This window comes from Wolbachia endosymbiont (group A) of Portevinia maculata, from assembly GCF_964028525.1.
Taxonomy (GTDB): Bacteria; Pseudomonadota; Alphaproteobacteria; order Rickettsiales; family Anaplasmataceae; genus Wolbachia.
The window spans coordinates 958,592-972,385 of sequence record NZ_OZ034786.1; the positions used below are offsets into that span (position 1 = coordinate 958,592).

Consider the following 13,794-nt stretch of genomic DNA (forward strand, 5'->3'; position numbering starts at 1 on the left):
GACATATAGAAAAGCGAGGAAATAAAGATGAAGGTTCTGGTTATAGGTTCTGGTGGACGTGAGCACGCTCTACTTTGGGCTCTAAAAAAATCTCCTATCTTGACTGAGTTATATGTAACTCCTGGTCGCCAAGCTATGAAAGATCTTGGAACTCTTGTGGATGTAAATATTCAAAATTCAGTGGATGTTACACAATTTTGCAAGAGAGAAAATATAGAGTTGGTTGTTATTGGTCCAGAACAACCAATAATTGATGGACTTGCTGATGATTTAGTTGCAGAGGGAATAAATGTTTTTGCTCCGAGTCAAGCAACTGCAAAACTTGAGGGATCAAAGTCTTTCACCAAAGGACTATGCAAGCGATATGGCATACCAACTGCCAAGTACGAGTGTTTTGTTGATGAAGGATTAGCTAAAGATTTTGTACGTAGCAATAAAATAAAATTTCCACTTGTAGTGAAAGCAAATGGAATTGCGGCAGGGAAAGGCGTGATGATATGTTGCGCAGAAAACGAAGCTTTTTCAGCAATAGATTCAATGCTAGTGGAGAAAGAATTTGGTGAATCAGGTGAAGAAATAATCATAGAAGAATTTTTAATTGGAGAAGAAGTAAGCTTTTTTGCTCTTGTTGATGGGTTGAAAGTAGTAACTCTTGGGTGCGCAAAAGATTATAAGAGAGTGAATGAAAATAATGAAGGCCAAAATACTGGGGGTATGGGATCGTACTCATCACCTTCAATTATAAGTAAGGACATGGAGCAAAAAATCATCCAAAAAATAATATACCCTACAGCTCAAGCATTGGTTAACATGGGTACGCCTTATAAGGGAGTACTCTTTGCTGGTTTAATGATTTGCAGAGATGGCCCAAAACTTCTCGAGTATAACGTTAGATTCGGTGATCCAGAAACGCAATCTATATTACCTAGATTTGATTCAAATTGCGATTTGTTAAAATTGATGTTGTCAGTTGCAGAAGGAAAGTTAAATGTCAAAATGGTGGAACTTAACAACAAATCTACAGTTTGTGTAGTTGTTGCAAGTAAAGGCTATCCGGGTGATTATCAAAAGGGAGAAGTAATTAAGGGATTAGATAAAATTGAAAGCATTCCTGGTATATTGGTATTTCACGCTGGTACTAAATTAGATGAGAGTGGTAATTGGGTTTCAGATGGCGGAAGAGTGCTAAATATAGTAGCAGAAGGGAGCACTATAGAGGAAGCCAAAAGTAAGGTGTACTCAGCATTAAATTTTTTAGAATGGCCAGGGGGCTTCTTCAGATACGATATTGGTAGTTAATGTTAGCTGTCGGTTAGCAGGTAGACCAACCGATTCCAAAACGAACACCCCTCACGCTAGCTGATTTTTGTTGCTGAAAATGGTTGTATTATTTAAGTTTTTAGTAGTATTCAATGCTAAATTAACATTGATTCGTCAGGAAACAGCGAAGAAAAATGTATCCGTTAAGGGAAGTGGCAAAGAAAAAAAATAAGTGAAAGAATATATTAAAGTGATAATAATGCAAAATATTTGGTAGCAATTGTAGAGCTAGATGTTTCAACTGTTAATTAGTCTTGTCGAGCTGTATAATACCAATTCTCAATAATAATGAGACAAATGAAAAAGAGTGCTTTCCGCCTATAAATGGAGGTTTAAGTGAATTTATCGTATATTCTATTTGTCTTCCCAATAACGAAGTTTGGTATAAGAACTTGTCCGCAAACCAGTAAATTCAAGAATATTCCCTCTGCAACATAACCTTACTCATAGCTAAATATATAAAATTTTCAGTAGATGTTGTAAGCAAATCATACTCCTTTGATAGCCTTCTATTCCTATTGATCCAAGCAAAAGTTCTTTCTACAACCCACCTTCTGGGCTGCACTTTAAATCCTGGATCTCGTTGAGGCAATAGTTCTGGTGGCGTGTCTTGATGCACCCAAAATCTGCACGGAGGCCTCTTAACAATTTCAATGTCTATTCCATATTCTTTCTTTATATGATCCTTTAAATCTTTTTCTTGATACCCCATATCAGCCCACATTTTTCTAATTTTACTATATTTTTTCTTCATGTTATCTAATGCTATTTTCACGCCATCTCTGTCATTTTCATTGGCAGCTCCGACATAGCAACTGAGTATAAACCCTTGAGTATCTGTGATTATATGCCTCTTTCTACCTTTGACTTTCTTGCCTCCATCGTAACCTTTGACCCCCTTTTTCTGTTGTCTTTATAGATTGGCTATCCACTATACAAGCACTTGGCTCCTCGTTTCTTTCCATTTTTGACCTATGTATGGTCCCAGAGTGTGATGGTATGATAAAATATGAGAAAAAAATACCATCAAAGGAGGAGTTATGGTTACATGGGTGCGCCAAAACAACACAGACGATTCGTAGAGCAATACAAAATAGAAAAGAGAGCATAGCAAAACTCTCCAAGCATTATAACCTTAATCCAAAAACTATTATTAAGGTGGAGAAAACGTTCATTTACGAAAGATGCTGATATGGGTCCAAAGCATCCAAGATCGACTGTTTTAACGCTAGAAGAGGAAGCTATAATAGTTACATTTCGCAAGTATACACTACTGCCACTAGATGATTGCCTTTACGCTCTGCAGTCTACAATTCCGCATTTGACTCGCTCTAGCTTGCATCGTTGTTTACAAAGACACAACATTAGCAGATTACCAACTGTTGATGGAGAAGTTAAGTCAAAAAAGAAATTCAAACAATATCCTATCGGTTACTTTCATATTGATATTGCTGAAGTTAGAACTGAGGAGGGCAAATTACATTTGTTTGTTGCTATTGATAGGACATCCAAATTCACCTATGTTGAGTTGCATAACAGTGCTACAAAACCCATAGCTGCTGAGTTCTTACGTAATTTAATTAGAATTTTACCGTATAAAATCCATACTATTTTGACAGATAACGGTATACAATTTACAAACCAGAAGCGTCATAAGTATGCTTTCCAACACATATTTGATAGAGTTTGCGAAGAGAATGTTATTGAACATCGTTTGACAAAAGTTAGCTATCCTTGAACAAATGGGCAAGTTGAACGTATGAATAAAACTTTAAAGGATACTACAGTTAAGAAGTATTACTATCAATCGCATCAGCAACTTAAAGAACACCTTTATAACTTTGTTATCGCTTATAATTATGCAAAGAGACTCAAAACTCTTAAGGGTCTTACTCCTTATGAATTTATATGTTATCAGTGGACACAGTCTCCAGAATTATTTATACTAAACCAACACCACCACACTCTGGGACCATACATCTAAGACCTGGACAAACATTAGACTCCCTGCGAAAAGGTAAAAAATGGATAAAAAACACTAAAAAGTGTATAAAATAGCAAATTTGGCAATGGCAATAAGTTACGCAAAAGTTGCAAAAACCCCGTATGTTTTGAGGCAATTAACTGGTCTGACAAAAGAAGAATTTGAAAAAACAGTAGAAAAAGTTAGGCCAGAATGGAAAAAAGTTGAAAAACAAAAGAAATGCCAAGGAAGAAAATCGCACATTGAGACGTTAGAAGACAAGATTTTATGTATATTAATTTATTGTCGAACATACATAACGCACCCATTTTTGGGCTTTTTGTTTAATTTGCACAACTCAAATATTTGCCGACTTTTGAAGAAAATGGAGCCATTATTGGCCAAAAAAATTACTATAAAAAAGGATAGAACGATGACTACAGACGGGATTTTGAAGATTTTAGCAGATGTAACAGAGCAGCCTGTGCAGCGTCCGAAAGACAACAAAAAACGCAAGAAAAGTTATTCCGGAAAAAAGAAAACGACCACGATAAAAACCGAAATTGTGATCGAAGAAAATGGGCAAATTTTGTCGATTTCAAAGTTGCATCGAGCACGATTTTAAGATAAGGAAAAAGGAAAAACTTCTTCCCACGGATAGCATAAAATACGCCGATTCTGGCTATCAGGGCTGGCAAAAGCTGCAGAGCAATGTCATAATTCCATATAAAAAGTATCGTAAAAAGCCATTAACTCCAGAGCAGAAAGAGCATAATAGAAGATTAGCATCATTTAGAATGAGAGTAGAAAATAAGATCCGTGAGATAAAGATATTTAAGATTATGTCGCATGTTTACCGTAATTTTCAGAAAAAATATAACATGAGATTTAATATTATTGCAGGTATTGTGAATTTGAGGCATGGGTTTTAACATCTTTTGGGTTTGGGATTTCTTACCGATTTTATCGGACAACCCGCTTCCACTTGTTTCACAGGGGGTTTAGTAATTCTTGACAACGCAAGTTTTCATAAGTCCAAAAAAAACAAGGAAATTAATAGAAAGTGGGAAGTGTAAAATCTTATTTTTGCCACCATATTCGCCTGATTTGAATCCAATTGAGAAATTTTGGTTCCCTATTAAACGCTCCATAAGAAAAGCTCTGCCAAACTTTTGGCCAGATATTAATTCTGCTATTGATTTTGTCTTTTAGTGTTTAGGTAAACCTTTCTTGGGTTAGCTATAGCTACTTCGCGCTTTGAGTTTTTATAAAATCCGCTGAACGCTGCAATTATCGATTTAACTTTTCGACCAAATGTATTTGACGTAACACCTTCTGATAATTTGCTGCTTTTTCTTTTTCCACATTTTCGACAACGGCCATGTTCCATCTGATACCAAACTTCGTTATTGGGAAGACAAATAGGACATATTATAAATTTGCTTAAACTCCGCAATTACAGGCAAAAGGGCTATTTTTAATTTGTCTTATTATTAATGAGACTTGGTATGATATTCCATTACATAAGCCTTGATCTCCGGAAGATCTACTTTCTGATGGATATAAGGTTTTTCGCATATTACTATATTCTCTCCGCATTCGCAAGCAGATGACAACTCTATCTTTATCACCTCATCTGCTTCCATTTTAGCGCGATAATTACCTTTATGCCCAACTTGACCACCAATCTTTCTTTCGCTTTTCCTTTTTGTATAATTGTTTTGAGCTTGGTAGAGATGAATTTTTCGAGTTTAAACTAAGCCTTTCCTTTAACTCAGCGTTCTCTATCTTTAAAGCCTTATTTTCTGCTTCTAGCTCCTCTATCCTTGCTTCCAACCTTTCTATTTTTGCTGTAAATCTCTGCAAAGTTCTAAAAGATTTACCATGTTACCTAATGTTTTCTCTATGATTATCTTTTTAGATCACCTTACCACCTGATTCTGCCACTTTGCTGAACTGAGAAAAAATTCCCGTAAATTGAGACATTGGGTCAGACAACAGTGGATCACATTCTTTGTTAAAGCCATCATCATTGGATTTGATTTCTGCAATTCTTGTTATAAAATCAGCAGTTGTAATGCTCTTGCCACTGCCACGACGTATGGAACCAGCATGTGTAGCACGTACCAAATCTTTCAGTCCTGCCCCTGAAAAACCTTGAGTTTTTCCTAAAATTTTATCAACATCTACTCCTTCAAATGATAAATCCTCTTTCTTCATATGACTTTCCAATATCTTCTTCTATAACTGAGGAGTTTCTGGTGGAGAAAATCGAATTTTTTCAGAGAAACGACCAGGTCTAGACAATGCTCCTTTAAAAACTCCTGGATTGTTAGTTGCACCAATTACTATCACACGCTTATTGGAATTAAAGCCATCCATTTGATACAATAATTCAGCTTCCTCAGCCGATCTACCAGTCAACGCACCAAAAATGCCTTTGCTAGTAAGAAGACCATCTATTTCATCTATAAAAACTATACAAGGAGAGTGCTTCCTCGCATCTTCAAAAATCTTACGCAGGTTTACTGCAGTCATAGAAGGAACATTACTGATAATATCAGATGCAGAATAATTGAAAAATGAAACACCAGACTCATTTGCAATTATACGGGCAGCGAAGGTTTTACCATTCCCTGGTGGTCCATAGAAAATATATCCTGGTGCTGGATCAATTGCCATATCCTTTATATCATTGGAAATTTGCTTCAGCACTTTTTCAACTCCTTCTTCTAATATAATATCATCAAATGTTTCACTTCCCTTTTCTGGTTGTTTGGGTTTCGCTTGTGCCATCATTAAGCCAAAAACAAGAAGTAAAGATACAAAAGAAAACACAGTGAACAATACTGTGGATGTTTTTACAAAAGACTCCAGAACGATAGGTACTAAAGAGATACCGCTACCGAAAGATAAATACAACACAAGATAAGAAATCAAGATAGCAAAGGCAGCAATTGCTAAACATAAAAAAATAAATTTAAAATACCTTTTATATATGATAGACTTCACAACAACTATATACTGTAAGTATACTAATTTTTTTGTAGTATACAATGATAATTTTTCTAAATTTGTATAAAATCGTAGATTTAAACCAAAGTTATGTTAGATGTATGGTCCCAGAGTGTGATGGTATGATAAAATGTAAGAACCTGTTTAAAATCTCGGAGAGATGAGGTAAAATAGGCGTAGATTAAGAATGAGGTATATCTATGCGTAAAAATTATCCAAGTGATATAAGTCGAGAGCAATTTGAAAAAATCAGACCAATACTAGAGAGTGGCAGGAAGAAAACGAGACCAAGAAAACTTGATTTGTATGATGTATTTCGTACAGTGTTATACGTCCTAAAAAGTGGTTGCCAGTGGAGCAAAAGATTTTCCAAGGTGGGAAAGCGTATATTACTATTTTCAAATGTGGAATAAAAAGAATGGAGAAGAACCAAGTTTATTGGAATTAGTTTTAAAAAAAATTAGTTAGAGAGATCCGTATCAACAATGGTCGGAAACAGTTTCTGTATAATTGATGCTCAAAGTGTTAAAAACACAGATACTGCTGGCTTTGTTGCATGGCTAGGAATGAGAAGGATTAATGGAAGGAATTTACGAGGCAAATTCGAAAATAGGCATACCTATATCAGTAAAGTTGTTAATCAAATAGCATTTTAAAAGCACCTCTTGAGAGCAATTTACCTCAGATTTATTCTTAAAACTAAAACCAAATGTTTTTTTGAGCCTAAGGAAAAAACTCTCGATACGTGAAGGGAGTATTAAATAAACTGTGTCAAACCGCATTTTTAGTTCAACTCAATTTTCAATCTGCCAGGAAAGAAAACATCAAGTTGAGAGATAGTTAATGCCCAATCATGTACAGGCATCGTCCACTTTTCCTCTGCCTTCTTTATAGCACAATATACCTGCTTATACAAGGCATTTATGCTGGTAAATGAGCCTTTGGTCTTAGTGAATTTCCTAATTTGCCTATGTAGCCCCTCTATGGGATTGGTGGTGTAGATTATCCTCCTAACTGGACCAGAATACTTAAAATAACCAGACAAGTTTTCCCAATTATTCTGCCAAGATTTTATAACCATAGGGTACTTTGTGCCCCATTTTTCATCCAATTCCAACAGATAATTCTCGGCAATTTCCTTGCTTGAAGCTTGATATACCTTCTTTAAATCGCTCAAAAAACTCTTCGCATCTTTACTGGCCACATACTTCAGTGAGTTGCGTATCTGATGCACTATACACATCTGCACTTCCGCATTAGGAAAGACACTGTTTATAGCTGCAGGAAAGCTTTTCAGCCCATCAACGCAGGCAATAAGGATATCTTCTACTTGTATCTTGTCAAAAGCATCTAATGTTTTAAGCTTAAGCATTAGGTGGAGAAGGGAGGAACTCTGTGCTTCTTCTTAGATATAAAATCTGTAGAGGAGATAAGAATTCCCTTCTCAAAAGTATAGGCTGGACGGTATCGTAGAAAGACCTGAATGGTTCTAATTCTGTATTCACAAGACTAGCCTTACTTTTCATTTTTAATGGTAACGTATGGGGTTATATATGATCAACAACTTTTTGGGCATAGATATATCAAAAGATCGCTTTGATGTTTTTCTCTCATTTATAAGCAAAAAAGGAAAGCGTGAAACTAGAAAAAGAAGCTTTAAGAACGATGGTTTCAAAGTCTACTGAATTTTCTACACAAACATAATGTAGAAAAAGTAAAAACCTGCATGGAATCTACTGGTTGTTATAGCGAAGCACTGGCTGAATTTCTACACAATGCTGGACATTTTGTAAGTGTTGTAAATCCTTATTGCATAAAATCTTATGCAAGGAGTAAGCTGATACGACAAAAGAATGATCAGACCGATGCAGAAGTTATTGCTGATTATTGCCAAAGACAGGAACCTTCTAGTTGGACACCACCTTCTCCTGAAATGAAAAAATTAAAACATCTTTATCGTTGCTCAGTTGCGTTAAAAGATGAGTTAACATTAGTAAATAACCACTTAGAAAAAAAAGAGAGACTGCCTAAAGAAGTTGCAAATGCTTGGGAAGACCTTGCAATGAATATAGCTCAAAAAATAGAAACAATAAAAAACTCCGTACGTGAACTATTAAATCAACACAAAGAATTGTTGGAAAATTTTCAACTTCTATTGACTATTCCAGGCATAGGAGAAGAATCAGCAATAGCTATTTTAGCTGAAGTTTCTGATATAGAGGTTTTTAGAGATGCCAGGCAATTGGCAGCATATACAGGAGTTATACCACGAAATATGACGTCAGGTTCCTCTGTATATGCCAAACCCAGATTAAGTAAATCCGGTTCACAAACATTACGTAAGGCACTTTTCTTTCCTGCCATAGTAGCTAAGAATCACAATCCTATCATTATGAGCTTTTGCCAAAGATTAAAGGAAAAGGGTAAGCATAATATGGCCATCGTTGGTGCTGCAATGCGTAAGCTACTCCATATCATTTTCGGTATTCTGACATCCAAAAGTGCTTTTGATCCTAACCATATCAAAAACTACAGGGCTAGGAGGTTGACTGAAGGTTTAGTACTTTAAAATCAAAAATGCTTCCTATCTATCTTATGTAAAGTGGTATCTTACACAAATTTATTGAATGTTGTTGGTTAGTGGATATGTTGATAAGTAAACTTCATCTGTTTTGTGCGTATAAAACTAATTTACTTATCAACATATCCACTAACTATAATCTGTGTACTGTTACACAATTGGAAGTATTTTTTGATTTTATGATGCAACTTGGGAAATTTTTATAATTTTTTTGTTGACTAACAAGACGGTATCTCCTGTCATCCCAGCACCTTCTTCCTGTTATCTGAGTAGCTGACACTGTACGAACATTGTCTATCAGGAAGGTGTCATGCAAGTAGCTGACACTGGTTCTTTTATGACGGTGTCATTCTAGTCTGGAATCCAGGAAACTTAATTGCAAGTAATGCATTGGGTTTGGTGAGTATAAAAGTGTTGTGTTATGGCTAACGCTGGCTAGGTTTTCCTGCATCATACCGCCGCGGTATCTCTAGATCCCGCTAACAAGTAGCGGGATGACGATTGTCAGGGTGTCATTCCAGCGCCCCTATAATGTCATCCCAGTGCTCCTATAATGTCATCCCAGTGCTCCTATAATGTCATCCCAGTGCTCTCCTATAATGTCATCCCAGTGCTCCTATAATGTCATCCCAGTGCGTAACACTGGGATCTCATTTCACTCTATAATAGCAGTGCTCCTTTCTTGTCATCCCAGTACTGATTAGCTATAAAATTTAAGAAGATATTTAAGAAATTTACCAAGCGGAAAAAAAGGCAAAAGAAGCCCCGTGGTGCGAGTTTTGACTCTATATTACTGTAAGTGGCGCTGTAATAATGTGCTAACGCTTAAAATAAGCGCGATTTGGCTGAATGTAGAAAAAATAAAAAAGACATGCAGCCGCTATAATTTTATGTAATCCGCCAATAAATACCCTGAGTTTTTACTGAATTTTGTCATTGAGCCTGCAGGTCAAAAACAAGTTTTGAATCATGAATACCCTTATTATTATAATAAGGGGGCTGGCGGAGTTTGTCAAGCAAGTTTTTTTTCTACTGAATGACAGTTGTGGCTTGGGAGGTAGTGCAAGAAGTCTATTTCCACAAAAATGCTTCAATTTATCTTAACATTTTGTCAACTACCTTTATAGGAACGACAATTTAAAAGGGCATTTTTACATATTCCATATGGCTGCCAGTTGCACCCCTCACATGCGTAATCAAATTTCTTTAAAGACATTTTCTCTCTAATCTTTTTTACCGCCTCATTCCAAGTTAAAGTCTCGCCAATTTTTATTCCTAAAATTCCCATATGCCTTCTATCTAGCTCTAAAACTTTAGCTTGTTCGGTGCATTTACCTTGTTTAGTCTGGTTTGGGCAAGCACTACAAATACTATCAAGATTGCCAACTACTTTGATTTGAGTGTTAGGATCACTCATTACTTTGCTTGCTATCTTTTTATAATTTTCTACAAAACCCTGAGAATACCCATATCTCCGAAACGCGAGGGTGCACATGAAATGATGAGGACGAAACCTTATCACTTTTTCAAATACTGCAAAACCGCTACGAGTAGAAAAATTTTTACTAAACCAGGAAGGATAAATGGTAAAACACCCACCATTATTGCTTGTCCCAGACCCAAGTAAACAGCAAGCCAACTAACACCACAAATAAAGATTACAACTGTACCAGCCAGACAACTTAAAGAATTGCGCGCGAGTAATTCACATTTAAGGCTTAAGAGTTCATTTACTTCACCCATCACTATGACAGCAGCTAAAAAGCCAATTAAATATCCACCTGTTGGTCCGAGAAAAATGTGATAACCACCAGAAAAATTCGCAAAAACAGGAAATCCTGCTGCACCAAGTGATAGATATGTAAGCACAGAATAGAATGCTGTTCTGCGGTTAAATTTAAGCCCAATAAGCATTACTCCTAAAGTTTGCAATGTGATAGGCACAGGCTGCAATGGTACGCTTATTTGAGCCATCAAGAATAAAAGTAAAACGCAAGACAATATTTCAGCCAGTGTTGATCTACTGCTAGATTGTGTTATAAACATACCTTCCCAATAAAAATAACTTATAAAATATAATATATATAAGAGGTTTTGCAATTTAAATTTTGCTTATATTGTGCTACAATGAATTATTTATGCACTATTAAATTAAAAATGATAAGTAAACAAGATCTATTATCGTTGATGAAAGCAAGACACAGCGGACGTTCATACGATACTACAAGAGCAATATCTCAGGAAGACATGGATATTTTAATGGAAGCTGTAAGGCTGACTCCCTCATGTTTTGGTGATGAACCTTGGAGATATGTGATATGCAACAAACAGAACAATCAAAGCGCATGGGAAAAGCTGCTAAATTGTCTTGATGAATCTAATCAAAAATGGGCAAAAGATGCACAAGTGTTAATCATATCTTTCAGTGCTAAAAACTTCCGTAAACGAGGTAAAGGAGAAAATCTTTGGGCTAGTCATGATACTGGTGCAGCAAATTATGCACTTATGCTACAGGCTGCATCTGTGAACTTAATGGCTCATCAAATGGGTGGATTTGATAGAGATAAAATAGTAGAAAGATTCAACATATCCGATGATTTTAATGTAATGTCAGTGATAGCGGTTGGTTACGAAGAAGAGGGTGCTGAAACAAGTAAGAAAAAAAGAAGACCAATAGAAGAAATATTTTTTTATGATGAGTGGCCAAGGTCCTAAAAATTTTATCAAGATGCACGGTACTGGCAATAATTTTGTTATCATAGACTCACGTTCAACAAACAATTTAGACTGGAACTATAGACAAATTGCTGATCAAAGCAGTTGTGATCAAGTGATAATTATAACAATGTCTAATGCTGCAGACTGCTTTATACATATCTATAATGCTGATGGTAGTCGAGCTGAAATGTGCGGAAACGCAGCACGCTGTGTTGGATATTTGATAATGTCAGAAAAAGGTACTGAGTATATCACTATTGAGCTGGTAAACAAACGCATTTTAGAGTGTTTTAAAGTTGGTGATAAATCCATAAAGGTTAACATGGGTAAACCTTTGCTAAAATGGCATGAAATTCCCTTGTCTACTGAGTGTGACACTCTTCACTTACCTATAGAGCTTGAAATGCTAAAAGATCCTGTTGCAGTAAATATTGGTAACCCTCATATAGTTTTTTTTGTTGATAACATAAGTGAAATACCATTGCGAAATTTAGGACCAAAGCTAGAAAATCACGTACTATTTCCTCAGAAAATTAATATTAGTATTGCACAAGTTGAAAAGTCTGGAGAAATAGCTTTAAGAGTTTGGGAAAGAGGTACAGGCATTACTGCATCATGCGGTAGTGCAGCCTGTGCAGCACTTGTTGCATCCACACTACGTGGATATCTGACTGCCCAACAGACTTCAGTAGATTTACCAGGAGGTAAGTTATTAATCGAATGGGCAAATAACGTATTCATGACCGGTGATATAGGATTTTTGTGATCGTTGTTTTCACAATGCAAAACTACTTGACAAACTCCGCCAGCCCCCTTATTATGATAGTGAAGGTATTCAGTTATCTTCATCTGTGCAGATTAAACAGCAAGAAAACAACGTAGTTGGCGTCTTATTTTTAATTTTTTGCACTATGTGCACCTTATGTCTTCACAACATTTCTGGGTTTTTACCTATATAAGCTGAAACGCGCTTATAAGTCGTTTAAGACAGTATAGTACGCCAATTTGCAGGATTAGAGAGTGACAACTAGCTAACACGGGATTTCTTTTGCCTTTTTTTCTGCTTAGTAAATTTCTTAAACATTTGAACTAAGGTGAGCTGCACTTAAAAGCAGCTAAATTGCAGTGTTTAAGACTTAAAAAAACGCCAATACAGAAAATAGACAATGACCAGGGCTTCTTTTGCCTTTTTTTTCGTTTGGTAAATTTCTTAACGTTTGTAGCTAAAAGAGCCCAAGAGAGGTGTCATCCCGCTGCTTGTTAGCGGGATCTATGTTAAGAGATACCGCGAATGAATCGCGGTATGACGTAGGAATGAATCGCGGTATGACGTAGGACTGCTGTCATCCCAGTGCCCAGACACTGAGATCCAGCTAAGTTAGTGAGTGTAAACAGTAGCCAACCTTACGTTAAAACACAACGTTCTTGATGAGATTGCATAAAAACTGGATTCCTTACATCATAGAGGCACTGCCATTATAGAGTGAACCAGTGTCTGGGCACTGGGATGACAAAAAAAGGGGCTACTTGGATGACAAAAAAGAGGCACTGGGATGACACCCTGACAATCGTCATCCCGCTGCTTGTTAGCGGGATCTGCTGAGATACCGTGGCGGCATGACGCAGAGCTCACGTTAGCTATACTTTTATACTCACCAACTCAGTATCCAATCTGGATCCCAGTGGGCTTTGTTGCATAGCAGCAGAAAAGCTAGTGATTACTGACTAAATTCATTATAAAATGACGATTTAAGGATAAATATGCCACAAAAAATGAGAGTCTGTAACCATAGAGAATATAACAAATTTCTAGAAAAAAGAGGAAATATTTTTCATTATATCAACGAAGCCATAGAAAATTGGTATGAAATTGGGCCAAAAATGTAGGGTGGCAACAATATTTACAGCAACAAAGTGGTAATTTTGATACATATAATAACCCATCTATTCAGAATAGGTTTGAGTGGGATTTTTAGAGGGATACATTGAACAAATAGGAAAAAATTTGCAGCTATTCACAAGCATCAAAAGAAACTTGATATTAAGATCAATGATTGCAGAGTTGATAAAAATAACATGGAAGATATCGAAATTGCTATAGACAGTACAGGAATTAGTATATACAACAACACACAGCAAAGAGAATAGCAAAGATAGAGAGTACCGCGGCTATAAACAAGTAAGAAAATTGCACATA

The 13,794-nt window shown here is 36.2% G+C and carries 9 protein-coding genes and 8 pseudogenes; 10 read left to right on the forward strand and 7 right to left on the reverse strand.

From position 1 onward, the window contains the following. Nucleotides 1-27: 27 nt before the first annotated feature. The gene (gene purD, locus ABWU36_RS04725) at nt 28-1,299 is read left to right on the forward strand and encodes a phosphoribosylamine--glycine ligase (RefSeq protein ID WP_253307305.1); all 1,272 of its coding nucleotides are present in this window, start codon (nt 28-30) and stop codon (nt 1,297-1,299) included. 433 nt (nt 1,300-1,732) lie between these two features. Here purD and ABWU36_RS04730 read toward each other — a convergent pair. Beyond that, nucleotides 1,733-2,294, reverse strand: a pseudogene (locus ABWU36_RS04730) (IS5 family transposase); the annotation flags it as partial. A 25-nt stretch (nt 2,295-2,319) separates the two neighbouring features. On the opposite strand from ABWU36_RS04730, the pseudogene ABWU36_RS04735 reads away from it, so the two are divergent. From ABWU36_RS04735 to ABWU36_RS04745, 3 pseudogenes are all read left to right on the forward strand, one after another. Beyond that, nucleotides 2,320-3,304 (forward strand): annotated as a pseudogene (locus ABWU36_RS04735) (IS481 family transposase). Nucleotides 3,305-3,389: 85 nt separating this feature from the next. Then, nucleotides 3,390-4,215: pseudogene (locus tag ABWU36_RS04740) on the forward strand (transposase family protein). 60 nt (nt 4,216-4,275) lie between these two features. After that, a pseudogene (locus ABWU36_RS04745) lies at nt 4,276-4,495 on the forward strand (transposase); the annotation flags it as partial. A gap of 31 nt (nt 4,496-4,526) precedes the next feature. On the opposite strand, the pseudogene ABWU36_RS06835 reads toward ABWU36_RS04745, so the two are convergent. The 3 genes and pseudogenes from ABWU36_RS06835 to ABWU36_RS04765 form a co-directional block, all read right to left on the reverse strand. Beyond that, nucleotides 4,527-5,169: pseudogene (locus ABWU36_RS06835) on the reverse strand (hypothetical protein); the annotation flags it as partial. Between the two features lie 31 nt (nt 5,170-5,200). Continuing rightward, nucleotides 5,201-5,503 (reverse strand): hypothetical protein, encoded by a 303-nt coding sequence (locus ABWU36_RS04760; RefSeq protein ID WP_264687725.1) that lies wholly within the window; start codon nt 5,501-5,503, stop codon nt 5,201-5,203. Between the two features lie 21 nt (nt 5,504-5,524). After that, the gene (locus ABWU36_RS04765) at nt 5,525-6,295 is read right to left on the reverse strand and encodes an AAA family ATPase (RefSeq protein ID WP_265016759.1); all 771 of its coding nucleotides are present in this window, start codon (nt 6,293-6,295) and stop codon (nt 5,525-5,527) included. Between the two features lie 203 nt (nt 6,296-6,498). Here ABWU36_RS04765 and ABWU36_RS04770 point away from each other — a divergent pair. Further along, nucleotides 6,499-6,882, forward strand: a pseudogene (locus ABWU36_RS04770) (transposase); the annotation flags it as partial. 200 nt (nt 6,883-7,082) lie between these two features. On the opposite strand, the pseudogene ABWU36_RS04775 reads toward ABWU36_RS04770, so the two are convergent. After that, nucleotides 7,083-7,628, reverse strand: a pseudogene (locus tag ABWU36_RS04775) (IS256-like element ISWpi15 family transposase); the annotation flags it as partial. A 223-nt stretch (nt 7,629-7,851) separates the two neighbouring features. Between ABWU36_RS04775 and ABWU36_RS04780 the strand changes: the two are divergent. Next, nucleotides 7,852-8,867 (forward strand): annotated as a pseudogene (locus ABWU36_RS04780) (IS110 family transposase). A 587-nt stretch (nt 8,868-9,454) separates the two neighbouring features. After that, complete coding sequence (locus ABWU36_RS04785; RefSeq protein ID WP_353273076.1) at nt 9,455-9,583, forward strand: hypothetical protein; 129 nt, start codon at nt 9,455-9,457, stop codon at nt 9,581-9,583. Nucleotides 9,584-9,990: 407 nt separating this feature from the next. On the opposite strand, the gene ABWU36_RS04790 is transcribed toward ABWU36_RS04785, so the two are convergent. Next, nucleotides 9,991-10,401: a DUF1284 domain-containing protein gene (locus tag ABWU36_RS04790; protein ID WP_353273077.1), complete on the reverse strand. Its 411-nt coding sequence runs from the start codon at nt 10,399-10,401 to the stop codon at nt 9,991-9,993. Beyond that, a complete protein-coding gene (locus tag ABWU36_RS04795) occupies nt 10,398-10,925 on the reverse strand; it encodes a biotin transporter BioY (RefSeq protein ID WP_264687867.1) in 528 nt (175 codons plus the stop codon). Before ABWU36_RS04795 ends, ABWU36_RS04790 begins: the two co-directional genes overlap by 4 nt. 81 nt (nt 10,926-11,006) lie before the next feature. Between ABWU36_RS04795 and ABWU36_RS04800 the strand changes: the two genes are divergently transcribed. The 3 genes from ABWU36_RS04800 to ABWU36_RS04810 all read left to right on the forward strand — a co-directional run bounded on the left by ABWU36_RS04800 (nt 11,007) and on the right by ABWU36_RS04810 (nt 13,484). Further along, the gene (locus ABWU36_RS04800) at nt 11,007-11,594 is read left to right on the forward strand and encodes a nitroreductase family protein (RefSeq protein WP_253309416.1); all 588 of its coding nucleotides are present in this window, start codon (nt 11,007-11,009) and stop codon (nt 11,592-11,594) included. Beyond that, the gene (dapF, locus tag ABWU36_RS04805; protein WP_253309959.1) at nt 11,575-12,363 is read left to right on the forward strand and encodes a diaminopimelate epimerase; all 789 of its coding nucleotides are present in this window, start codon (nt 11,575-11,577) and stop codon (nt 12,361-12,363) included. The genes ABWU36_RS04800 and dapF overlap by 20 nt, the downstream gene beginning before the upstream one ends. 995 nt (nt 12,364-13,358) lie before the next feature. Next, nucleotides 13,359-13,484, forward strand: coding sequence for a hypothetical protein (locus ABWU36_RS04810; RefSeq protein WP_353273078.1), 126 nt, complete (start codon nt 13,359-13,361; stop codon nt 13,482-13,484). Nucleotides 13,485-13,794 lie beyond the last annotated feature (310 nt).

What these genes read in the sequence shown, in the direction of transcription:
- purD (WP_253307305.1), top strand. Translation starts at nt 28, where the DNA reads ATGAAGGTTCTGGTTATAGGTTCTGGTGGACGTGAGCACGCTCTACTT.
- ABWU36_RS04760 (WP_264687725.1), bottom strand. Translation starts at nt 5,503, where the DNA reads ATGAAGAAAGAGGATTTATCATTTGAAGGAGTAGATGTTGATAAAATT.
- ABWU36_RS04785 (WP_353273076.1), top strand. Translation starts at nt 9,455, where the DNA reads ATGTCATCCCAGTGCTCTCCTATAATGTCATCCCAGTGCTCCTATAAT.
- ABWU36_RS04795 (WP_264687867.1), bottom strand. Translation starts at nt 10,925, where the DNA reads ATGTTTATAACACAATCTAGCAGTAGATCAACACTGGCTGAAATATTG.
- ABWU36_RS04800 (WP_253309416.1), top strand. Translation starts at nt 11,007, where the DNA reads ATGAATTATTTATGCACTATTAAATTAAAAATGATAAGTAAACAAGAT.
- dapF (WP_253309959.1), top strand. Translation starts at nt 11,575, where the DNA reads ATGAGTGGCCAAGGTCCTAAAAATTTTATCAAGATGCACGGTACTGGC.
- ABWU36_RS04810 (WP_353273078.1), top strand. Translation starts at nt 13,359, where the DNA reads ATGCCACAAAAAATGAGAGTCTGTAACCATAGAGAATATAACAAATTT.